General features: G+C 71.1%; 22 protein-coding genes and 1 riboswitch. Of the genes, 11 read left to right on the forward strand and 11 right to left on the reverse strand.

Annotated elements, in window-relative coordinates; genetic code table 11:
• Window positions 1-97 precede the first annotated feature (97 nt).
• The 3 genes from Q9S78_RS00085 to Q9S78_RS00095 are packed head-to-tail and all read left to right on the forward strand — an operon-like array spanning window position 98 to window position 2,948.
• Window positions 98-1,141, forward strand: coding sequence for an ABC transporter substrate-binding protein (locus Q9S78_RS00085; RefSeq protein WP_311868021.1), 1,044 nt, complete (start codon window positions 98-100; stop codon window positions 1,139-1,141).
• Window positions 1,114-2,190, forward strand: coding sequence for a FecCD family ABC transporter permease (locus tag Q9S78_RS00090; RefSeq protein WP_311868023.1), 1,077 nt, complete (start codon window positions 1,114-1,116; stop codon window positions 2,188-2,190). Before Q9S78_RS00085 ends, Q9S78_RS00090 begins: the two co-directional genes overlap by 28 nt.
• Window positions 2,187-2,948, forward strand: coding sequence for an ABC transporter ATP-binding protein (locus Q9S78_RS00095; RefSeq protein ID WP_311857984.1), 762 nt, complete (start codon window positions 2,187-2,189; stop codon window positions 2,946-2,948). The genes Q9S78_RS00090 and Q9S78_RS00095 overlap by 4 nt, the downstream gene beginning before the upstream one ends.
• 41 nt (window positions 2,949-2,989) lie before the next feature.
• Here Q9S78_RS00095 and rlmN read toward each other — a convergent pair whose 3' ends face one another.
• Window positions 2,990-4,216 (reverse strand): dual-specificity RNA methyltransferase RlmN, encoded by a 1,227-nt coding sequence (gene rlmN / locus Q9S78_RS00100; protein WP_116227526.1) that lies wholly within the window; start codon window positions 4,214-4,216, stop codon window positions 2,990-2,992.
• A 90-nt stretch (window positions 4,217-4,306) separates the two neighbouring features.
• On the opposite strand from rlmN, the gene Q9S78_RS00105 reads away from it, so the two are divergent.
• The 3 genes from Q9S78_RS00105 (at window position 4,307) to Q9S78_RS00115 (ending at window position 8,784) form a co-directional block, all read left to right on the forward strand.
• Window positions 4,307-5,191 carry a PRD domain-containing protein gene (locus Q9S78_RS00105; RefSeq protein ID WP_311868025.1) on the forward strand — a complete coding sequence of 295 codons (885 nt, stop codon included), beginning with the start codon at window positions 4,307-4,309 and terminating at the stop codon, window positions 5,189-5,191.
• A gap of 217 nt (window positions 5,192-5,408) precedes the next feature.
• Window positions 5,409-7,268, forward strand: a complete 1,860-nt coding sequence (locus Q9S78_RS00110) for a beta-glucoside-specific PTS transporter subunit IIABC (RefSeq protein WP_311868027.1) — start codon at window positions 5,409-5,411, stop codon at window positions 7,266-7,268.
• 97 nt (window positions 7,269-7,365) lie between these two features.
• Entirely contained in the window at window positions 7,366-8,784 is a 1,419-nt protein-coding gene (locus tag Q9S78_RS00115; protein WP_311868029.1) for a glycoside hydrolase family 1 protein, read from the forward strand.
• Window position 8,785: 1 nt separating this feature from the next.
• Here the strand turns inward: Q9S78_RS00115 and mmuM are convergent, their stop codons facing one another.
• Window positions 8,786-9,709 carry a homocysteine S-methyltransferase gene (gene mmuM / locus Q9S78_RS00120; protein WP_311868031.1) on the reverse strand — a complete coding sequence of 308 codons (924 nt, stop codon included), beginning with the start codon at window positions 9,707-9,709 and terminating at the stop codon, window positions 8,786-8,788.
• Between the two features lie 56 nt (window positions 9,710-9,765).
• Between mmuM and Q9S78_RS00125 the strand changes: the two genes are divergently transcribed.
• Window positions 9,766-10,233, forward strand: coding sequence for a GNAT family N-acetyltransferase (locus Q9S78_RS00125; protein WP_311857999.1), 468 nt, complete (start codon window positions 9,766-9,768; stop codon window positions 10,231-10,233).
• 46 nt (window positions 10,234-10,279) lie between these two features.
• The gene (locus tag Q9S78_RS00130) at window positions 10,280-11,128 is read left to right on the forward strand and encodes a Cof-type HAD-IIB family hydrolase (protein WP_018187450.1); all 849 of its coding nucleotides are present in this window, start codon (window positions 10,280-10,282) and stop codon (window positions 11,126-11,128) included.
• A gap of 129 nt (window positions 11,129-11,257) precedes the next feature.
• On the opposite strand, the gene Q9S78_RS00135 is transcribed toward Q9S78_RS00130, so the two are convergent.
• The 3 genes from Q9S78_RS00135 to Q9S78_RS00145 are packed head-to-tail and all read right to left on the reverse strand — an operon-like array spanning window position 11,258 to window position 13,647.
• Window positions 11,258-12,088: an SDR family oxidoreductase gene (locus Q9S78_RS00135; RefSeq protein WP_311868032.1), complete on the reverse strand. Its 831-nt coding sequence runs from the start codon at window positions 12,086-12,088 to the stop codon at window positions 11,258-11,260.
• A gap of 15 nt (window positions 12,089-12,103) precedes the next feature.
• Window positions 12,104-12,874: an enoyl-CoA hydratase/isomerase family protein gene (locus tag Q9S78_RS00140; protein ID WP_311868034.1), complete on the reverse strand. Its 771-nt coding sequence runs from the start codon at window positions 12,872-12,874 to the stop codon at window positions 12,104-12,106.
• Window positions 12,875-12,885: 11 nt separating this feature from the next.
• Window positions 12,886-13,647 (reverse strand): SDR family NAD(P)-dependent oxidoreductase, encoded by a 762-nt coding sequence (locus Q9S78_RS00145; RefSeq protein ID WP_311868035.1) that lies wholly within the window; start codon window positions 13,645-13,647, stop codon window positions 12,886-12,888.
• 131 nt (window positions 13,648-13,778) lie between these two features.
• Here Q9S78_RS00145 and Q9S78_RS00150 point away from each other — a divergent pair, with 131 nt between their 5' ends.
• Window positions 13,779-14,504, forward strand: coding sequence for a phosphotransferase (locus tag Q9S78_RS00150; protein ID WP_311868037.1), 726 nt, complete (start codon window positions 13,779-13,781; stop codon window positions 14,502-14,504).
• Window positions 14,505-14,508: 4 nt separating this feature from the next.
• On the opposite strand, the gene Q9S78_RS00155 is transcribed toward Q9S78_RS00150, so the two are convergent.
• A complete protein-coding gene (locus tag Q9S78_RS00155; protein ID WP_311868039.1) occupies window positions 14,509-14,850 on the reverse strand; it encodes a hypothetical protein in 342 nt (113 codons plus the stop codon).
• A 122-nt stretch (window positions 14,851-14,972) separates the two neighbouring features.
• Between Q9S78_RS00155 and Q9S78_RS00160 the strand changes: the two genes are divergently transcribed.
• The gene (locus Q9S78_RS00160) at window positions 14,973-15,476 is read left to right on the forward strand and encodes a GNAT family N-acetyltransferase (RefSeq protein ID WP_311868041.1); all 504 of its coding nucleotides are present in this window, start codon (window positions 14,973-14,975) and stop codon (window positions 15,474-15,476) included.
• 31 nt (window positions 15,477-15,507) lie between these two features.
• Here Q9S78_RS00160 and Q9S78_RS00165 read toward each other — a convergent pair whose 3' ends face one another.
• The 3 genes from Q9S78_RS00165 to Q9S78_RS00175 all read right to left on the reverse strand — a co-directional run bounded on the left by Q9S78_RS00165 (window position 15,508) and on the right by Q9S78_RS00175 (window position 18,397).
• Window positions 15,508-16,302 carry an energy-coupling factor transporter transmembrane component T family protein gene (locus Q9S78_RS00165; protein WP_311868043.1) on the reverse strand — a complete coding sequence of 265 codons (795 nt, stop codon included), beginning with the start codon at window positions 16,300-16,302 and terminating at the stop codon, window positions 15,508-15,510.
• On the reverse strand, window positions 16,299-17,684 hold the full coding sequence (locus Q9S78_RS00170) for an ABC transporter ATP-binding protein (protein WP_311868045.1): 1,386 nt from the start codon (window positions 17,682-17,684) through the stop codon (window positions 16,299-16,301). The genes Q9S78_RS00165 and Q9S78_RS00170 overlap by 4 nt, the downstream gene beginning before the upstream one ends.
• A gap of 74 nt (window positions 17,685-17,758) precedes the next feature.
• Window positions 17,759-18,397 (reverse strand): ECF transporter S component, encoded by a 639-nt coding sequence (locus Q9S78_RS00175; protein WP_018187459.1) that lies wholly within the window; start codon window positions 18,395-18,397, stop codon window positions 17,759-17,761.
• Window positions 18,392-18,501: riboswitch (TPP riboswitch) on the reverse strand. (Overlaps the previous gene by 6 nt.)
• Before the next feature lie 39 nt (window positions 18,502-18,540).
• On the opposite strand from Q9S78_RS00175, the gene Q9S78_RS00180 reads away from it, so the two are divergent.
• Entirely contained in the window at window positions 18,541-19,935 is a 1,395-nt protein-coding gene (locus Q9S78_RS00180; protein WP_311868046.1) for a D-alanyl-D-alanine carboxypeptidase family protein, read from the forward strand.
• A 3-nt stretch (window positions 19,936-19,938) separates the two neighbouring features.
• Here Q9S78_RS00180 and Q9S78_RS00185 read toward each other — a convergent pair whose 3' ends face one another.
• Both Q9S78_RS00185 and Q9S78_RS00190 read right to left on the reverse strand, forming a co-directional pair.
• Window positions 19,939-20,871, reverse strand: coding sequence for a J domain-containing protein (locus Q9S78_RS00185; protein ID WP_020098580.1), 933 nt, complete (start codon window positions 20,869-20,871; stop codon window positions 19,939-19,941).
• 1 nt (window position 20,872) lies between these two features.
• Window positions 20,873-21,934 (reverse strand): enoyl-CoA hydratase/isomerase family protein, encoded by a 1,062-nt coding sequence (locus Q9S78_RS00190; RefSeq protein WP_311868050.1) that lies wholly within the window; start codon window positions 21,932-21,934, stop codon window positions 20,873-20,875.
• Window positions 21,935-21,936: the final 2 nt, after the last annotated feature.

The raw sequence follows: 21,936 nt of genomic DNA on the forward strand, positions 1-21,936 counted from the left end.
CGAGGCACCCGGTGCCCGGCGGGGTGATTCGGGAAGGTAAGGCTTACCTTGCTACGATCGACCATCGACGTCCCCGGCCCCCGACGAGAGACCATCGATGCCCTTCCCCCGCCGTTCCGCTCTGCTCGCCACCCTGACCGTCGCCGCCCTCGCCCTCTCGGGCTGCGGGGCCTCCGAGGTCGTGACGCAGAAGGCCGCCTCCTCCGGCGAGGAATCGACCGACTACCCGCTCACGATCGAGAACTGCGGGCGGACGGTCGAGGTGGATGCGGCGCCGCAGCGCGTCGTGTCGCTCGATCAGAACTCGACCGAGATCCTCCTGTCGCTCGGCCTCGCCGACCGCATCGTCGGCACCGCGTCGTGGACGGACCCCGTGCTCCCATCGCTCGCCGAGGCGAACGAGGACGTCCCGCGCCTCGCGGACAACGCCCCGACCTACGAGGTCGTCCTCGGCACCGACCCCGACTTCGTGACGGCGTCGTTCGGGCGCCACTATGCCGAGGGCGGCGTCGTCCCGCGCGATCGGCTGGATGAAACCGGCATCGGCTCGTACCTCTCGCCCACCGACTGCTCCGACGACCGGAGCGTCAACGGCGGCGGGACGCGCACCACCCCGCTGACCGTCGACGACCTCTACCGCGAGATCAGTGAGCTCGCCGAGATCTTCGACGTCCCGTCCCGCGGCGACGCGCTCATCGCCTCACTGAAGAAGCGCGCCGCGGCAGCCGTCGAGGGCGTCGACTTCGGCGGCGAGAAGGTCCTGTTCTGGTTCGCCGACACCCGCACGCCCTACGTCGCGGGCGGCAGCGGCGCCCCGGCGATCCTCGCGCGCGAGACCGGCATGACTCCCGCGTTCCCCGCCGAGACCGACGACTGGCCGGCCACCTCCTGGGAGGCCGTCGTCGACGCCGCTCCCGACGTGATCGTCCTCGGCGACCTGCAGCGCGACCGCTTCCCCGGTGACCGACTCGACGACAAGGTCGCCTTCCTCGAGAGCGACCCCGTCACCCGCTCGCTCGACGCCGTGAAGAACACCCGCTTCATCGCCCTGCACGGCGCCGAAATGAACCCCTCGATCCGCTTCGTCGACGGACTCGAGAAGATCCGCGCCTGGTGGGACGAGAACGAGGCGGGGCGCTGACCGCCACCGCGGCGCTGCCTCATCGCCGGGCCCGCCGCATCCCGCTCGCGATCGTCGCCACGGCGCTGTCGGTCGGCCTCGTCGTCCTGACGATCGCCGTCGCGCTGACGCTCGGGCCGGCGAACGTGTCACTCGTCAACGTGCGCGACGTCATCACCAATCACCTCGGCCTCACCGACATCCCCGTGCGCGTCGCGGCCGACGCGATCGTCTGGCAGGAGCGCCTCCCCCGGGCGCTCGTCGCCGCGGCGTGCGGTGCCGGTCTCGGGCTCTGCGGCGTCATCCTGCAGTCCCTGCTGCGGAACCCGCTCGCCGACCCGTTCGTCCTCGGTGTCTCCTCCGGCGCCTCGACCGGCGCGGTCCTGTTCGGCGTGTTCGGGGTCGGCGGCGGCGTCCTCACCCTCTCGGGCGGCGCGTTCCTCGGCGCGCTCGTGGCGTTCGGGCTCGTCCTCGTCGTGTCGCGCTTCACGGGCGGGGGCACCGCATCGTTCATCCTGGCGGGCATCGCGGCGACGCAGTTCTTCTCCGCGCTCACCTCACTCGCGGTGTTCGCCTTCGCGGACTCCGACGAGACGCGCGGCGTGATGTTCTGGCTCCTCGGCTCGCTCGAGGGCGTCCGCTGGGACGACGTCGTCCTCTGCGCCGTCGTCGTCCTCATCGGCTCGGTCGTCGCGGTCGCCTCGGTGCGCCCGCTCGACGCCTTCGCGTTCGGCGACGACGTCGCGGCATCCCTCGGCATCCATGTCGCGCGCACTCGGATGCTGCTCCTCGTCCTGACTGCGCTGATCGCCGCGACCCTCGTCAGCGTCGCCGGCGCGATCGGGTTCGTCGGGCTGGTCCTGCCCCACGCCGCACGCCTGATCGTCGGCTCGCGCCACTCCCGCGTGATCCCCGTGACGATCGGTCTCGGCATGGTGTTCATGATCGCGGTGGATGCCGTGTCCCGCGTCGCGTTCGCCCCGACACCGCTCCCCGTGGGTGTCGGTACCGCGCTGATCGGTGTGCCGGTCTTCGTCGCCCTCCTCGTCCGACGTCGGAGGCGCGCATGAGTCTCGTCGCCGAGCACGTGTCGTGGCGCCGCGGTGGCGCCCTCGTCGTCGACGACGTCTCGCTCGCACCGAAACCCGGATCCGTCGTCGGCCTCCTCGGCCCCAACGGGTCGGGCAAGTCGTCGCTGCTGCGCCTGTTGCAGGGCATCGCGAGACCCGACGCGGGTCGGGTCCTGCTCGACGGTTCCGACCTGCGGCACCGCGGACGCCGCGAGGTGGCGCGGACCGTCGCCGCGGTCACGCAGCACGCGACGACCGAGGTCGACCTCATGGTCCGCGATGTCGTCCGCCTCGGCCGCACACCGCACGCCTCGCTCTGGGGGCCGGATCGCGCCCGCGACGACGAGGTCGTCGACGCCGCCCTCGCGCAAGCGGGCCTGACGGCGAAGGCCGACGCCCGCTGGCACACCCTCTCGGGCGGCGAGCAGCAGCGCACGCAGATCGCCCGCGCCCTCGCGCAGGAACCCCGCGAGCTCCTGCTCGACGAGCCGACCAACCACCTCGACATCCGCCATCAGCTCGAGTTGTTGAGCCTCGTGCGGAGCCTCCCCGTCACCGTCGTCGTGGCCCTTCACGACCTCAACCTCGCGGCGATGTTCTGCGACGAGGTGCTCGTCCTGGCCGCCGGCCGCGCCGTCACGGCCGGCCCTCCGGCCGAGGTCCTCACGGACGGACTCATCGAGGAGGTCTACGGCGTCCGGTGCCGTGTCACGGTCGACGACGGTCGCCCGACCATCGCCTTCACGCCGCCGGCGTGACGGAAGGTACCGTCGCCACCGGCGTGACGGAGTGACCGGGCTCAGACGGATGCTGCGGCGGCTGCCTGGTCGTCCTCGGTCGCCACGAGCTGGCCGCACGCGCCGTCGATCTCCTTGCCGCGGGTGTCGCGGAGGGTCGTCGGGATGCCGGCCTCGTTGAGGCGCCGGACGAACTCGTTCTGCACGTCGACGTCCGACGAGGTCCAGATCGATCCGGGCGTCGGGTTGAGCGGGATGGGGTTCACGTGCACCCAGCCACGGCCGCGCTGGTTGAGCTTCTCGGCGAGGAGGTCGGCGCGCCAGGCGTGATCGTTCATGTCCTTGATGAGCGCGTACTCGATCGAGACGCGCCGGCCGGTCTTCTCGAAGTACTCGCGCGCAGCGTCGAGGGCCTCGTCGACCTTCCACCGCGAGTTCACCGGGATGAGCTCGTCGCGCAGCAGATCGTCGGGCGCGTGCAGCGACAGCGCGAAGGTGACCGGGATCTCCTCGGCGCTCAGCTTGCGGATCGCGGGGACGAGGCCGACGGTCGAGATCGTGATGCCTCGGGCGCTCATCCCGAGGCCGTGCTTCTTGTCGACCATCGTGCGGACGGCCTGCATGACGCGGGCGTAGTTGGCGAGGGGTTCGCCCATCCCCATGAAGACAATGTTCGTGACGCGCTCGTCCTTGTGTCCCACCTTGCGGGGGTCGCCGAGGCCGCTGTCGGCGATGAGCCGGTTGGCACGGACGACCTGGTCGACGATCTCGGCCGCCGACATGTTGCGCGTAAGCCCGGCCTGACCGGTGGCGCAGAACGGGCAGTTCATGCCGCAGCCGGCCTGGCTCGACACGCACAGCGTGATGCGGCCGGTGTAGCGCATGAGCACCGACTCGACGAGGGCGCCGTCGTGCAGACGCCACAGGAACTTGATCGTGTCGCCGCCGTCGGTCTCGAGGCGGCGCACCTCGGTCATGAGGTTCGGCAGGAGCCCACCGACGAGCTCCTCGCGGTTGCCCGCCGGAAGGTCCGTCATGTGGGCGGGATCCGACGTGTAGTGCTGGAAGTAGTGCTTCTCGAGCTGCCCGGCGCGGAATCCCGGCATCCCGAGTTCTTTCAGCTTCTCGACGCGCGCCTCATGGTCGAGGTCGGCGAGGTGCACCGGCGGCTTGCCGCGCTTCGGGCTCGCGAACTGCAGGAGCGGGCGACCCTCGGCATCCTTCGCCTGCGTCCACCCCTCGGTCGCGGGCCGCACCTGCTTGGGGGATGTCGTGCGCACGGCGGACATGCCCTCAGGGCGCGCGGAGGGGGACTCGGTCATGGTCCCAGGCTACCGGGACGGGCTGGGCGGATGCCGGGCGGCCCTAGACTCGTCGCCATGACGGATGGGGCTCCGCAGCGTCGCGGAACGGTTGCGCACAAGGTGCTCAACAACAACGTCGTGATCTCCCTCGACGAGCAGGGTCGGGAGCGGGTGCTCATGGGCCGCGGCCTGGGGTTCCAGCTGAAGCCGTCCGACACCCTCGACCCCGCCAAGGTCGAGAAGACCTTCATCCTCGACACCGGGGAGGACGGCGAGCGCGAGCGCCGCATGCTCACCGACACCCCTTACGCGATCATCGAAGCGGTCTCGCGGGCCGTCGACCAGGCCGAACGATCGCTCGGTCACCAGCTCGGCCGCCCGCTGACGATCGCCGTCATCGATCACGTGCAGTTCGTGCTCGAGCGGCTCGCGAAGGGCATCCGCATCCCGGTGGCGAACATGCCGGAGCTGCGGGTCCTGCACCCCGCGGAGTTCGCGGCCGCCAAGGCAATGGCCGAGTCGATCTCGGCTGCCCTCGACACGGAGCTGCCCGCGGAGGAAGCCGTCTTCCTCACCATGCACGTCCTCAACGCGACCCGCGACGAACCCAACGGCACGGCGGCACTGCTGTTCCGGCGCGTGCAGCACGTCGTGATGACGGTCGAGAACGGCCTCGGCGTCTCGCTGGACGTCGACAGCCCCGACTACGCCCGGTTCGTCCTGCACATCCAATTCCTGCTGCAGCGCCTCGTGTCGCGCACGATGCTCCGCAGCGGGGACAGCTCGTTCTTCGAGTTCGCGAAGCACAGCTACCCGCGCTCGTTCGCCATCGCCCAGGAGGTCAAGGCCTACGTCATGGCGGCGACCGAGTCAGAGCTGACGGATGAGGAACTGCTCTACGTGATCGTCCACGTCGAGCGCCTGGCCTCCCAGGTCGGCGCCGCACCCACCGCGAACTGACCCTGGCGCTTTCATTCGGGTGCATGCTAACGTGACCACTCGCAGGGCGATGCAGCCCTGCACGCGACGGATTGTTACTGCGGCAGCAGGCAAAACCTGAACTCACCTCGCTTTCGAGCGATGAACGAGTTCAGGTTTTTTTGTTGCCCGGAAACGGACCCGACGCGTGCCCCACCCGAGACTGCCGCGCCGATGCGGCAAGGAAGAGCGTGTCCCCATGGACTACTCGAAGACCGCGGCCGGAGTCCTCCAGGGCGTCGGCGGAGAAGAGAACGTCAGTTCGCTCGTGCACTGCGCGACCCGGCTGCGTTTCGTGCTGAAAGACGAGTCGAAGGCCGACACCGCCGCCGTGAAGGCGACGCCCGGTGTCGTGACGGTGGCTCAGGCCGGTGGCCAGTACCAGGTCGTCATCGGCAACGACGTTCCCGACGTCTTCGCCGAGATCGGCAAGATCTCGAAGCTCGGCGCAGCCTCTGCCGACGGCGCCGCGACCGATGCCCCGAAGGGCAATCTGTTCAACCGCTTCATCTCGATGATCTCGTCGATCTTCACCCCCGTCCTCTGGGCGCTCGCCGGAACCGGTCTGCTGAAGGCGTTCCTGGCCGCGGCGGTGACCTTCAACTGGATCACGACGGACACGACCACCTACGCCGTCCTCAACGCCCTGTCGGACGCGTTCATCAACTTCCTGCCGATCGCGCTGTCGATCACCGCCGCGCGGTACTTCAAGGCGAACGAGTGGACCTCGCTGGCCATCGCCGGAGCCCTCGTCTACCCGACGATGGCGGGCCTCGTGGGCCAGCCGGGTCTCACCTTCTTCGGCATCCCGTTCACGATGGTCAGCTACGTCTCGAGCGTCATCCCGATCATCGTGGTCGTGTGGCTGCAGAGCCACGCCGAGAAGTTCCTCTACCACGTCCTGCCGGGCGCCGTGAAGCGCTTCATGACCCCGATGATCGTGGTTCTGTTCGCCGTCCCGCTCGTGTTCGTCGTCATCGGCCCGATCTCGGACCTCCTCGGCGGCGGCCTCGGCAAGGGCATCGGCTGGGTCTTCGACAACGCTCCGTGGGCGGGCGGCGCCATCATGGGCGGCCTCTGGCAGGTCTTCGTGATCTTCGGGCTGCACTGGGGCCTCGTCCCGCTGTTCACCCTCGAGTTCCAGACGACGGGGCAGATCCTGCTCGTCGGGCCCGTGTTCGCCGCCGTCCTCGCGCAAGCAGCCGCCGTCGCCGGTGTCTGGGTGCGCGCCCGGAACAAGAACCTCAAGTCGCTGGCCGCGCCCGCGACACTGTCAGGCTTCCTCGCCGGGATCACCGAGCCCGCGATCTACGGCATCAACCTGCCGCTCAAGCGCCCGTTCGCCTTCGGTATCGTCGGCGGCGCGATCGGTGGCGCGATCATCGGCATCGGCGGCGTCTTCGCGAAGGCGTTCGTCGTCCCCTCCGGTCTCGCCCTCCCGGCGCTTTTCGGCAACGGCAACATGATCATGCTCATCATCGGCCTCGGCGTCGCGATCGTCGTCCCGTTCCTGCTGACCGCGATCGTCGGCTTCGTCGAGCCGGCCGAGGAAGCCGCCCCCGCGCCGGCCTCGGCGGAGAACGACCTCGTCGTCCTCAGCCCGCTCGACGGGACGGTCGTCGACCTGTCCGAGACGCCGGATGCCGCGTTCGCGGAGGGCGCGCTCGGCGACGGCGTCGCGATCCTCCCCCGCAGCGGCGCCCTGTACGCGCCGTTCGATGCGACGATCGCCGCGGCCTTCCCGACCGGTCATGCGATCGGTCTGCGCCACGCCGACGGCGCCGAGGTGCTGATCCACATCGGCATCGACACCGTCAAGCTCGCCGGACAGCACTTCGATGTGAAGGTCACCACCGGCCAGCAGGTGAAGGCCGGCGATCTGCTCCTCGAGTTCGACGGCGACGCGATCGAGAAGGCCGGGTACGACCTGACCACCCCGATCGTCGTCACCAACGGCGAGCTCTACCCGGCGATCACGGACCGCGCCTCGGGCCCCGTCTCGCACGGCGAGCCGCTGTTCACGGCGGTCTCGGTCGAGTCCGCTGCCGTCACGGCCTGACTCGATCCGGATGCCGGGTGCCGCCCGCACCCGAAGCGGGGGCGCCCGGCATCCACCCTCCCCCTCGAAGACACACGACACGACACGAAAGCGACTCATGAGCACCATCTCGTTCCCCGACGGCTTCCTCTGGGGCGGCGCGACCGCCGCGAACCAGCTCGAGGGCGCATACCTCGAAGACGGCAAGGGACTCTCGATCCAGGACGTGATGCCGCAGGGCATCATGACCCCCCGGACCGACGGCCCGACGGACGACAACCTCAAGCAGGTCGGCATCGACTTCTACCACCGCTACGCCGAGGACATCGCGCTCTTCGCCGAGATGGGGTTCAAGACCTTCCGGTTCTCGATCGCCTGGAGCCGCATCTTCCCGAAGGGTGACGAGACGGAGCCCAACGAAGCCGGCCTCGCCTTCTACGACCGCGTCCTCGACGAGCTCGAGCGCCACGGCATCGAGCCGCTCGTGACCATCTCTCACTACGAGACGCCGCTGCACCTCGCCGAGACCTACGACGGCTGGGTGAACCGCGACATGATCGGGTTCTACGAGCGCTACGTGCGGACCCTCTTCTCGCGCTACGGCGCGCGCGTGAAGTACTGGCTGACCTTCAACGAGATCAACTCGATCGTCCACGCGCCGTTCATGTCGGGCGGGATCAACACCCCCAAGGACGAGCTGTCCCCCTCGGACCTGTACCAGGCGATCCACCACGAACTCGTGGCATCCGCCCTGGCGACGAAGGCCGCCCGAGAGCTGGCGCCGAACGCGCAGATCGGCTGCATGGTGCTGTCGATGCCGGTGTACCCGCTGACCCCGGACCCCGACGACGTGTTCGCCGCGCTCACCACCGAGCGGGTGAACCTCGCCTTCGGTGACATCCACGTGCGCGGCGAGTACCCCGGCTACTACCTGCGGAGCCTGCGCGAACAGGGCGTCGAGTTGACCATCACCGACGAGGACCGGACGCTCCTTAAGGAGAACACCGTCGACTTCGTGTCGTTCAGCTACTACTCCTCGATCTGCGAGACGACCGACGAGTCGAAGCGCGTCATGGGCGAGGGGAACCTCTTCGGCGGCGTCAAGAACCCGACGCTCAAGGAGTCGGAGTGGGGCTGGCAGATCGACCCCGTGGGCCTTCGCCTCGTGCTCAACCAGTTCTGGGACCGCTGGCAGAAGCCGCTGTTCATCGTCGAGAACGGCCTCGGTGCGAAGGACCAGCTGGTCGAGGTCGACGGTGTGAAGACCGTCCAGGACGACTACCGCATCGCCTACCTGCAGGCGCACCTCGAGGCCGTCGGCGAGGCGATCGCCGACGGCGTGGATCTCATGGGCTACACGACGTGGGGCTGCATCGACCTCGTCTCGGCGTCGACGGCGCAGCTCAGCAAGCGGTACGGATTCATCTACGTCGACCGCAACGACGACGGATCGGGATCGCTCGATCGCTACAAGAAGGCGTCGTTCGACTGGTACGCCGAGGTGATCCGCACCAACGGCGCATCGCTCTCGCGCTGACTCACCCCCCGATGCGGTCGTGGTTCGCCACGGCCGCATCGCTGTGTCCCGGGCCGCCGAGCCGTGCCGCGAGCGCCGCGATGTCGGCGGGGGTCGTCCGGCAGCATCCGCCGATGAGGCGGGCACCGGCATCCACCCATGCCTCCGCCTCGGTGAACGCCGCTCCCGCCTCGCCCCGCCAGGACCGGGATGCCGCGTCCCACGTCTCGCCGCTGTTCGGGTAGACGACGGCGGCCGTCCCCGTCGGCACACGGTCGAGCACAGTGGTGATGAGCGGCGGCGCGCAGCAGTTGGCGCCGACCGCGACGACGCCCGGGGCGGAGGCCGCCGCGGCGAGCGCGCCTGCGAGGCCGTCACCCTCGAACGCCGTACTCGCTGCCGAGAGCGAGATCCATGCCGGGACGTCGATCCCCTCGAGCGCGAGGGCGATCGCCTCGACCTCGGCGGGAGAGGCGATGGTCTCGATAGCGAGCAGGTCGGGTCCCGCACCGGCGAGCACCTCGATCCGACGGCGATGCCAGCGGGCGAGGTCGGCGACCGTCATCCCGTAGTCGCCCGTGTACTCGCTGCCGTCGGCGCGCACGGCTCCGAAGGGACCGACGGATGCCGCGACCCACGCCCGTCCTTCCGCCGCCTCGCGGGCGAGCCGGACCGACGCCGCGAGCAGCCCGTCGACGGCCGCCCCGTCGTACCCGGCCGCGCCGAGGTTGTCGTACCCGAGTTGGTACGAGGCGGTGGTGATCACCTCGGCGCCCGCAGCGACGAACTCGGCGTGCACGTCGCGGACGTCTCCGGGCGCGTCGATGAGGACGCCGGCCGACCAGAGCGCGCCGGTGAGATCGTGCCCCCGAGCCTCGAGCATCGTCCCGAGTCCCCCGTCCAGGATCAGGGGGCGGTCGGCGATCGCGGTGCGGACATCGGGCATGCGGTCACTTTAGGCTCGCGGGGCTTCGGCCCCGGTCCCGCATTACGCTGAATGATGTGACGACTCCCCGCATCCGCCCGATCTCCGTCGACGACGCGGGCGAGGTCCTCACCCTGCAACGGGCCGCCTTCGTGCAGGAGGCGCTCATCTACAACGCGGTCGACATGCCGCCGCTCACGCAGACCCTCGACGAGGTGCGGGCCGAGCTCGAGGAGAACCTCGGCTGCGTCGCTCTCGAGGGCGAGCGCATCGTCGGCTGCGTGCGTGCCCGCGTCGACGGGGATCTGCTGCTCATCGGCCGCATCGCGATCGCCCCCGACCAGCAGGGTTCCGGGCTCGGCACGAGCCTGCTCACCGCGGTCGAGGAGCGGGGCCGTGAGGCCGGCGCGACGACGGCCGAGCTGTTCACCGGGTCGCTCAGCGAGGCGAACATCCGCCTGTACGAGCGCGAGGGGTACGAGGAGAGCGAGCGGGTGCCCGGGGACGACGGCACCGAGCAGGTCTTCCTGCGCAAGAAGCTCTGACCCCGGCGCGCACCGGCCGTCCATCTCCATCCGGGAGAATGGAGGGATGACGCGCATCGCTTTCCTTGACGTGGACGGAACCATCCTCGAGCACGGGACGGCGATCGCCGACTCGACGATCACCGCCATCCGGACGGCGCGTGAGAACGGGCACCTGGTCTACCTCTGCACGGGACGCGCGGCGGGCGACATCCACCCCAAGGTCCGTGAGATCGGATACGACGGCGCCATCACGAACGGCGGCGCGTACGCCGTCCGCGGCGAGGAGCTGCTGTTCGCCGACCCGATGCCCCGCGAGGACACCGACCGGCTGATCTCGTACTTCGAGTCCGAGGACATCGACTTCTTCCTGCAGTCCGATGAAGCCGTCTTCGCGAGCGAGGGCGTCGGCGGGATGCTGGACGAGTACTTCGCCGAGCGCCGCAAGCGCCACCTCGAAGAGGCGCGCCGGCTCGGCCAGACCGACACGATCGAGCCGAAGCCGATCGTCACGTATCGACCCATCAGCGAAGCGAACCTCGACGCGATCGCGAAGACCACGTTCATCAGCAAGCGCTCCGACAGCGTCGACCGGGCCCAGGCCGACCTCGGCGACCGGTTCCACGTCATCCCCGGCAGCATCCCGCTCCCCGGCGGATCGAACGGCGAGATCGGCCTGCGCGGCGTGAACAAGGGGTCGGCGATCCTCCGGGTCCTCGACACGCTCGGCCTCGACGTCGCCGACGCGATCGGCATCGGCGACAGCTGGAACGACGCCGAGATGTTCGACGTCGTCGGCTCCCCTGTCGCGATGGGCAACGCCGACCCCGCCCTCAAGGAGCGCGCCGGGAACGTCACGACCGACGTGCTCGACGACGGCGTCTGGAACGCGTTCGTCAAGCTCGGCCTCGTCTGAGGCTGCGCGCGGCGGTCGATGCGCGTGTGCCGCGGCGCGTGCGCGGATGCAATGGATCGGGCGCGACGCCCCGGCATCCGCTCGTGACCCTCGGCGTGTCGCGCCGAGACTCCTGCTTCCGCGAACGGGTCAGTCGAGGAAGATGTCGGGGAACAGCTCGGTGTCGGGCGTGCCCGGCGTCGCGGCGTAGCCCGAGAAGTCCGTGACGCCGGCCTCGCGCAGCACGTCCTCGACGATGAGCGTCTGGCCCGTGTAATCGCGGGCCGGCTTGCAGAGCACCTCGTACGCCGCGTCGGCGTAAACCTCGGGCGTGCGGCTGACCTTCATCATCCGGTCGCCGCCGAGGGCGAACTGCACGGCGGCGGTGGCGATCGTCGTCTGGGGCCAGAGGGAGTTGGCGGCGATTCCGTCCTTCGCGAACTCGGCGGCCATGCCGAGCGTCGCCATCGTCATGCCGTACTTCGCGAGCGTGTAGCCGGTGTGCGCGCCGAGCCATTTCGGCGACAGGTTGAGGGGCGGCGACAGCGAGAGGATGTGGGGGTTCGCGGCATCCTTCAGGATCGGCAGCGCCGCGCGCGACAGCATGAAGGTGCCCCGCACGTTGACGTCCTGCATGAGGTCGTACTTCTTCGCGGCCAGCTCGAGCGAGCCCGACAGGTCGATGACCGAGGCGTTGTTGACGACGATGTCGATGCCGCCGAACTCGCCCTGCGTCTTCATGACGGCCTCGGTGATGTCGCCGTCGTCACGGACGTCGCCGACGATCGGCAGCGCGTTGCCGCCGGCCGCGCGGATCTGCTCCGCGGCGGAGTGCACGGTGCCCTCGAGCTTCGGGTGAGGCGTGTCGGTCTTGGCGAGCAGCGCGATGTTCGCGCCGTCACGCGCGGCGCGCAGGGCGATCGCGAGGCCGATGCCGCGGCTGCCGCCCGACATGAGGATGGTCTTTCCGGCGAGGGTCATGGGTTCTCCAGGGGATCAGGATCGACGCGAACGGGATGCCGCGGCGAACGCGGCGACGCGGGCTTTCGAGTCGGCGGTGTCGAACGCGGCGCCGATCGTGCGGGCCTCGTCGTCGAGGTTGTCGGCGAAGGGCCGGTGTGCACCGGTGCGGACGAGGCGCTTCGCCTGGCCGAACGCGCCGGTGGCTCCGTCGAGCCAGGCGCGCGCGATCTGCTCGGCACGCTCGCCGGGCTGGTCGACGACCTCCGCGACGAGCCCCCACTCGAGCGCCGTGGGCGCATCGATCGTCGTGTCGGAGAGGAGCAGCCGCAGCGCGCGGCGCTGCCCGATCGCGGCGGGCAGGAGGGTCGAGACCCCGAGGTCGGGAGTGAGCCCGATGTTCGCGTACTTGCTGACGAACACCGCGCGGGGCGACGCGACGATGTAGTCGGCCGTCAGCATGAGGCCGAGTCCACCGCCGGCGACCGCGCCCTGGACGGAGGCCACGATCGGGATCGACGACTCCACGAACGTCCGGATGCCGTCGTGGATGACGCCGGCCATCTCGGTGATCGTGTCTCCGCTGCCTCCGGAGGTCGCCATCTGCACGACGTCGCCACCGGCGCAGAAGGCCGGGCCCGCGGCATCCAGCACGATCGCCCCGACCGTGTCGTCGCTCGTCAGCTCGTGCGCGAGGTCGCGCCAGCGCGTGCCCATCTCGAAGTCCATCGCGTTCAGCGACGCGGGGCGGTTGAAGGTCAGCCGCGCGAGAGCGCCGTCGCGCTGCAGCAGGATCGTGTCGCTCATCGGTTCTCCACTCATCTGGGGGCCATGCGGATCGAGCCGTCGAGGCGGATCGTCTCACCGTTGAGGTACCCGTTCTCGACGATCTGCTGCACGAGCGCCGCGTACTCGTCGGGCTTGCCGAGCCGGGTGGGATACGGCACCTGCTGACCGAGGGACTCCTGGGCCGCCTCGGGGAGCCCCGCGAGCATCGGGGTCTCCATGATCCCGGGCGCGATCGTGCAGACGCGGATGCCGGAGCGCGCCAGCTCGCGCGCGATCGGCAGGGTCATGGCGTGCACGCCGCCCTTGCTCGCGGAGTACGCCGGCTGCCCGATCTGCCCGTCGAAGGCGGCGACGGACGCGGTGTTGACGATGACGCCGCGGTCCCCGGATACCGTGGGTTCGGTCGCCGCCATCGCCGCCGCCGCGTGCGCGATGACGGTGTACGTGCCGATGAGGTTGATGCGAACGATCCGCTCGAAGTCCGCCACGGCGTTCGGCGACCCGTCCCGGGCCAGGACCTTCGCGGGCGGCGCGATGCCGGCGCAGTTGACGGCGACGCGGAGCGGGGCGACGGCGGATGCCGCGGCCACCGCGGCCTCGACCTGGGCGGCATCCGTCACATCGGCGGCGGCGAAGGTCCCACCGAGCTCGGCCGCGATATCGGCTCCGGCGGACGACGGCAGGTCGACGATGACGACGTGCGCGCCCTGCGCGGCGAGGCGGCGGGCGGTGGCGAGGCCGAGCCCGCTGGCTCCCCCGGTGACGACGGCGGAGGATCCGGCGATGTCCATGCGCTCTCCTTCGAACGGTATCGGGTTTCACTGTGCGCGCGACTGGGTGCCACGGCGACGGGATGCCTCCAGGCTAGCCGTCCCACGCTGGGGGCACGACAAACCCGTCCCTGCGACGGCAGGATGAGGGGATGTCGATCCCGCAGCACGACGCTCCGGTGCCTCCGATCGCGCGCCGGCTCGCGCGCGGCGCTGCCCTCGCACCGGTCTGGACCAACAAGCTCGGCGGGATGACGCTGCGCACAGACGACGAGCGTTACATCAAGATCGGACCGGTCCACCTCGAGACCTCGATGTCCGACGAGGCCGAACGGCTGGCCTGGGCTGCGCCGTACGTCCGCGTACCGACCGTCGTCGAGCAGGGCGACGACGGGGAGACCGAGTGGCTCGTCACCAGATCGATCGCCGGGCTCTCGGCGGTGCACCCCGACTGGGTGGCGCGTCCCGAGACGGCGGTCCGAGCGATCGGCGAGGGCCTTCGCGCCCTGCACGAGAGCCTGCCCGTGGCATCCTGCCCCTTCGACTGGACCGTGCCGTCACGGATCGCCAACGCGGCGGAGCGGGGTGTCGTCGTGCCGGCCGACCTTCGGGAGGGGCCGCCGATCGAGCAGCTCGTCGTGTGCCACGGCGACGCGTGCGCGCCGAACACGCTGATCGGCGACGACGGCCGGTGGAGCGGTCACGTGGACCTGGGGCAGCTCGGACTCGGTGACCGCTGGGGCGACATCGCCGTTGCGGCGATGAGCACCGGCTGGAACTACGGCCCCGGCTGGGACGGCCTGCTGCTCGAGGCGTACGGCGTCGGCCCCGACGAGGAACGCCTCGCGTACTACCGCGACCTGTGGAACGCGACGTGAGGCGTCACCGTATGGCGGCGTCGAACACCGCCACCGCGGCGAGGTAGCCGGCGACGACGAGGGCCGTCGAGACGAGCGGCACCCAGGCGAGGTCCCGGCCGGTCCGGCCGGCGACGACCGCCGCGGACACGGTGACGAGGATGCTCGCTGCCGCCGCCGCGATGAACAGCATGCCCGCGGCATCCGCTGCAGCCCCGTCGCACGACGCCCCGCAGGCACCGCCGGCGAAGACGGTGTGGAAGAACCAGAGCACCGCGGTGACGACGATCGCGAGCACCTGGATGACGGCGACCGCGAGGACCGCGGCCACCCCGGTGGGGCGCGACGCTGCGGTGCCGGCGGTCATACCGCGGACGCTACCAGCCGCCGGGGTCGTTCGCTCGCGCCGAAGGGCGACGCGCGGCGCGGAACACCCGCCACATGGCGCGAGCGAAGACCGACCCGCGGCCGGGCGCATAGGCTCGTCCGGTGAGCGAACGGACGAGCACCGGACCCCGCCTCCTCGAGGTCGCGTGGGACGACCCGCGTGCGACGGCACTCCGAGACGAGTTGGATGCCGACCTCGGCGCCCGCTACGACGGGTTCCACGGCGACGAGCCGGCCGAACGCCGCGCCGCCCGCTCCCGCGCGCTCGCGATGCACCCGGATGACATCGTCGCGACGCTGATCGCGGTGGATGCCGACGGCACCCCCACGGGCCACGTCATCCTCCGCCGCCTCGGCGACGAATGGGAGATCAAGCGACTCGTCGTCACCGCGGCGGCCCGGGGCCGCGGCATCGCGCGCGCCCTCATGCATGCTGCCCTCGACCGGGCCCGCCTGGGCGGCGCGGAGCGCGTCATCCTGCAGACCGGCATCCCGCAGCCCGAATCGGTCGCCCTCTACGAGTCGCTCGGGTTCACCCGCATCCCGGTCTACGAGCCGTACGCCGAGACGATGCCCCGCTCGATCTGCTTCGCGTACGTGTGCTGAGGGCGCCCGCGCGACGGATGCGCCAGGCGCGTCACATCCAGACGAACCGGAACGAGCCGACGGCCACCGCGACGCCGATCGCCGCCGCCATGATCGCGAGGGCGCCGACCACGGCGATAGCGTCCCGCCGCGAGAGCCGTGACGTGCGCGCCCACGTGCGCTGGATCGCCGAGCCGAACCCGCGGGCCTCCATCGCCGTCGCGAGTCTCGTCCCGCGTCGCACCGCGAACACGAGCAGCACGAACGCCATCGAGAAGAACCGGCGCACCGCGTTCCGGTCCCCCACGCCGCGGGCACGCCGTGCGAGCCGCATCGCGCGCCAATCGTCGACGAACAGGCCGAGCGTCCGCGTGCCGGCCAGGACGCCGAGCACGAGCCGCGCCGGCAGCCGCACGATCTGGGCGAGGGCGGCCGCGAGCTCGATCGGGTCGACGCGGCTGAACAGCAGGATCGTCGGCAGGGCCAACGCGATGACGCGGATGCCGACGGCCACCGCGAAGGCGATGGAGTCGTCGCTGATCGTGGCGTACCAGAACGACGCGTAGACCCGTCCGCCCGGTTCCGCGTAGAGCAGCATGCTGAGCCCCGCGACCGGCATGAGGACGAGGATCGGCGCCACACGGCGGAGGACCGTCCCGACGCCGATGCCGGTCAGGGGGATGCAGAGCGTCAGGAGCACGACCGCGACCGCTGCGCTGACCGCGTCGATCGTCGTCAGCAGCGGGATCGACAGGACGAAGGCGATCAGGATGCGGACGGCCGGGTTCACGCCGTCGAGCCAGGCGTCCCGCCTCGCCGTCTCGATGCCGGAGCGCGCGAGCGTCATGACGCCACCACCCCGAGGTCGATGCGCTGTCCGCCCAGCAGCCGGACGACGTCCTCGTCGTGGGTGACCGCGACGACCGCCCGGCCGCCGGCGATCTGCTCCTGCAGGAGCGCGACGATGCCCGCCCACCCGCGGCGGTCCTGCCCGAACGTCGGCTCGTCGAGGACGATGACCTCGGGGGACGTGGCGAGAACCGTGGCGACCGACAGCCGCCGCTTCTGCCCGCCCGACAGGGTGAACGGATTCGCCCTCGCGAGCGCGGCGAGCCCGAGCCTGTCGAGCAGGCCGTCGACGACCGCATCGATCTCAGCGGCGGGCAGCTTCAGCGCGCGCGGACCGACCTCGAGCTCGGCGCGGACGGTCGAGGCGAGGAACTGATGCTCGGGGTCCTGGAAGACGGTGCCGATGCGGGTGAGCAGCTCGCGCGAGGTCCACCGCGACGGCCGCACACCTTTTCGTCCGGCCGGCACGACGCCCGCCTCGACCGTCCCGGCGAACTCCGGCAGCAGGCCCGCCAGGGTGAGGGCGAGGGTCGACTTGCCGACGCCGTTCGGACCGGTGACGACGGATGCCGCGCCTGCCGACACGTCGATGTCGAGTCCCTCGCGCACCGGGGTCCGCCCGTCGCGCGAGACAGCGAGCCCGCGAGCGCGGAGGGCGACCGGACCGCCCGCCGCGGCCGACGGCAGCGCGGGGAGGTCGACGGGATGCCCCGGCAGCCAGACCCCCGCGGCGAGGAGCGCGTCGGCGTGACGCGTGAACACCTCGGCGGGCGTGCCGTCGGCGAGGAGACCCCCGTCCGCGTCGAGCACGACGACGCGCGTCATCAGGTCGACCCAGACGTCCGTGCGATGCTCGATGACGACGAGCGTGGCGCCGGTGGCATCCACCGCCCGCCCCACCGCGGCCCGGACCTCTCGCACCCCGACCGGGTCGAGGTTGGCGGTCGGCTCGTCGAGCAGGAGCAGGCCGGGATCCATCGCCAGCACACCCGCGATCGCGAGGCGCTGCTTCTGTCCGCCCGAGAGCTTCGCCGTCTCGCGGTCCAGGGGCACGTCGAGACCGACGGCGTCGAGCGACGCGCGCACCCGCTCGGGGATGCGCTCGGGCGGGACGCCGAGGTTCTCGCACCCGAAGGCGACGTCGTCGCCGACACGGGACAGGACGACCCCGGCGTCGGGGTCCTGCAACACGAGCCCGACCCGGCCGCGCTGGGTGGTCGGGTCGGCACCGTCGACGGTCATCCGCCCCGACGTCGTTCCGTCCTCGTCGCCGCCGAGCAGACCTGCCATCCCGGCGAGGAGCGTCGACTTGCCTGCACCCGACGCACCGAGGAGCAGCACGCGCTCCCCGGGCGCGATGTCGAGATCGACCTCGCGCACGGCGGGGAGGCGCCGGCCGGCGTAGCGCCAACCCCACCCGCGGGCGCGCAGTCCCGCGGGCCGGGACCCGCCGGTCAGACCTCGTCCGCCTGTTCTCGACCGGCCGCGAACCGGCTGAGTGCGCCGGTCTTGGCGAGGGCGCGGACGAGCAGCCACCCCACGACACCGGCGAGCGCGATGCCCGAGACGATGATCGTGCCGAGGTAGATGAGGTTGAACTCGAGCGTCTTGGCGATGTTGGGCGACGAGCCGAAGAAGAACTCGAAGATCCAGGCCGCGACGCCCGCGCCGACGCCCGCGAGTGCGGCCACCCCGATTCCGAAGCGGCGGTAGAGGAACACGGCGAAGATGAGCTCCGCGCCGAGACCCTGCACGAGACCCGACAGCAGGGTCGAGGCGCCCCAGACGTTGCCGATGATCATCGACACCACGGCGGCGACGACCTCGACCAGCAGCGCGGCACCGGGCTTGCGGATGACGAGACCGCCGATGACACCGCCGATCAGCCAGATGCCGACGGCGAAGCCGCCGAGGCCGGGGGTCGCGGCATCCATCACCTCGAACCAGCCGTAGCCGACCCCGTTCCAGAACCAGAACAGGAGTCCGACGGCGACGCCGAGGACGGCGGCGACGACGATGTCGACGACGCGCCAGCGGGAGCGGTTCGGTGACGAAGCGGTGAGCGTGTCGGTTTCGGACGCGACAGCATGCATGTGTGTTCTCCTCCCTGCGCCGGCATGATCCGGATCAGGTTCGACGGTCGAAGCGTGGGTCGCTTCCTCTCAGCCCGGCTCACCGGACTCCCGTGGTTGTGGGTCGAGTATAGCCGCAGCCCCGGGCGCGATACCGTGGTCCCGTGACCGTGGACGACGCCGCTACCCGCACGCGCCGGCCCCGGCGCACCCGACCCTCCGACGACCCCGCGCCGGCGACGAGGCTCGCTCTCGCCTGGGTCGACGACGACGGGCATCCGACGACCCGCGTCGCCCCGGCGACGGGCGGGGCGGCGTACGACCTGCTGCCGCCGATGCGACGTCGGCGGCGGATCCGCGGACGCGTGATCGGGATTCCCGCGCTCGCGATCGTCGCCCTTGCGACGACCTACACGACGGCCATGCTGCTCTGGCCGCTCTCGTCCACCACAGCGACGGCGACGGCGACCGAGACGGCGCCGCTGGCCGGTGCTCCGAGCGCCATCTCGTGGCCCGCCGCCGGCGGGGCCGCGGTCGGCATCGACGGCTTCCCCGCGGCGGTCTCGTCGAACGATCCCGCACAGATGGCGAGCACCACGAAGCTCGTCACCGCCCTCGTCATCCTCGATCAGAAGCCGCTCGCGTCCGGCGAGCAGGGGCCCGCCTACGACTTCGGTTTCGCGGACCGGCAGGAGTACTGGCGCTACGTCGCGCAGAACCAGTCGGCCCTGAACGTGCCCGACGACGGCTCCCTCTCCGAGTACCAGATGCTCCAGGGCATGCTGATGGCGTCGGCCAGCAACTACGCGAACCGTCTCGCGACCGACGCGTTCGGCTCCGTCGCCGACTACGCGACGGCTGCCGATGCGTGGCTCGAGAAGAACGGCCTCGACGGCATCACGGTGACGGATGCCTCCGGCTACGACCGCGGCAACGTGGCGACCCCGGCGGCGATGATCGCGCTGGCCGAGAAGGCCCTCGAGAACCCGGTGATCGCCGAGATCGTCGGGACCAAGACCGCGGAGCTCCCCGGCGCGGGGACGTTCGAGAACACCAACGCCCTCCTCGGCACGGACGGCGTCGTGGGGCTGAAGACCGGTAGCTACGCGGGGTACTACAACCTCGTCGCCGCGCAGAAGATCGACGTCGGCGGCATCCCCACGACCATTTTCGCCTCGGTCGCCGGGCAGCCCACGAACGATGCGCGTGCCGGCGAGGCCGAGCGCCTGCTCGGCGACCTCGCCGACGAGGCCGCTGCTCCGACGGTCCTTCCGGCGGGGACCGTCGTCGGTGAGGCCAGGACGGCGTGGGGCGCGAAGAGCCGCATCGTCACGGAGAAGGATGCGTCGCTGCTGCTGTGGAACGGCGCGACCGCGAAGAGCGCGGCATCCTTCGACGTCGAGGGCGATGCGACGGCAGGCGCGGACGCCGGAGACCTCACGCTGACGGGTCCGGCAGCCGAGGTCGAGGTGCCGCTCAGGGTCGAGAAAGCCCTGCCCGGCCCCGACGCCTGGTGGCGGCTGACGCACCCGCTCGAACTCACGGGCATCGGCGGCTGACGCTCAGGCGAACCGGACCGTCTGCTGCAGTCGGGTCCGCACGTCGAACAGCTCGTTGCCGCCGATCTCGCGCGCTCCGCTGACGCCACGGCGGAGCACCGTCGCGAGGGCGCTGCGGGCGACGACGGCCACGGGGAGACCCTTCACCTTGCCGAGCTCCTCGACCGCCGAGACGACGTCGTCGTCGGGCAGGACGACGAGCGCCGCACTGAACTTCACCTTCGCCGCGCGGCCGAGCCCGCGCGCCGCGAGCACGAGCTGCGCGACCGGCGAGCCCACGACCGCGTCGCCCTCGATCTCGCCCCGGCGGGTGCGGACGGGCGCTCCGAAGTCCTCCGAGAGAACGGCGTACAGGCCGCTCGGGCCCAGCACGATGTGATCGAGCTTCACGTCGGGATCGCGGCGGTCGGCGGCGACGTCGTGCCAGACCGTGTACCCCATCCCGAGCTCGGCGACGATGCGCGCCGTCGCCTCCTCGGCGAGCGCGTCCGCCAAGAGCCGCCGCACCTCGTGAGGGGCGCTCCGCACCAGGGCCGGGTCGTACGGATCGGGCAGGTCGACGCCGCGGCCGGCCCACTCGCGGATCAGGTCGAGGTAGCGTTCGCGGCGCCAGCCGCCGGGCTGTCCGAACGACCGGGCGCGCGGCCGGGTGTCGGTCTGGCGCGCGGCCGGACGCCACATCGGAGCGGACGCGTCGGGCGCGTACGACACGGTGTCTCCGAACCCCTGCCCCCGGTCGTACGAGGCGCGCGCCTCGGCGGTGCCGACGAGTTCCCACGCACGCTGCACCTGCACGAACTGCGCGGCGTCGCCGCCGGTGTCGGGGTGGGTCTGCCTCAGACGCAGGCGATAGGCCTTGCGGAGATCGTCGTCGGTCGCATCGACCGCGACGCCGAGCACCTCGTAGGCCGAGGCGGAGAGAGGACTGTCGAACACGTCAGCTCCAGAGGGGGACGGTCGGGGTGAACGACAGCGCCTGCGCCGCCGTGCCCGCAGGGACCTCGGCCAGGGTCGCGGGCTGCCACCGGGGCGAGCGGTCCTTGTCGACGAGCTGTGCGCGGATGCCCTCGACGAGGTCGGGCTGCGTCCGCCCGAACCACTCGACCAGGGCGTACTCCTGCGCGAGCGCCGCCCGCAGCCCGGGCACCCCTCGGGCGGACCGCACGGCGGCCAGGGTCACGGTGAGTGCCGTCGGCGCCTGGGTCTCGAGCTCGTCCGCGGTGGTGTGGGCATCCGTTTCGGGCCGCGCCCGCAAGCGCGCGATGACGTCGGCGACCGTCTCGGCCGCGAAGGCGTCGTCGATCCACCGGCGCGCCGACGCCAGGCGCGACGGCTCCGGCGTCTCGTCGAACAGCATCGCGATCTCGGTCGGGGTGTCGGGGTCGGCGCGCGTGACGAGCGCGTGGCGGACGTCGTCCAGCCGGTCGGCGGGCACGAGGTGGTCGGCGAATCCGGCGTAGATCGCGTCGGCGGCATCCATCGTCCTGCCCGTCAGCGCGAGGTACTCGCCGATGCGGCCGGGAGCGTGCGCGAGCAGCCACGAGCCGCCGACATCGGGGGTGAAACCGATGCGCGTCTCGGGCATCGCCAGGCGCGAACGCTCGGTCACGATGCGCACCGAGGCGTGACCGGCGAGGCCGATCCCCCCGCCCATCGTGACGCCGTCGGCGAAGACCACGATCTGCTTCGGGTAAGCGGCGATGCGCGCATTGAGCGCGTACTCGTCTCGGAAGAAGCCCATCGCGGCCTCGGCATCCCCCGCCAGGATCTGCTCGCGGAGGGTCCGGACATCGCCGCCGGCGCAAAAGCCGCGGTCACCCGCGCCGTCGAGCAGGACGAGGCGGATGTCGGGATGGTGCTCCCAGCGTTCGAGCGCGTCGGCGATGCCGCGGATCATGCCGTGGTCGACGGCGTTGATCGCTTCGGGCCGGTCGAGGGTGATGCGCCCGACACTGCCCTCCGCACGGACGAGCAGAGGGGATGCCGCGGGTTCACTCACCC

Source organism: Microbacterium aquilitoris (assembly GCF_031932285.1).
GTDB classification, from domain to species: Bacteria; Actinomycetota; Actinomycetes; order Actinomycetales; family Microbacteriaceae; genus Microbacterium; species Microbacterium aquilitoris.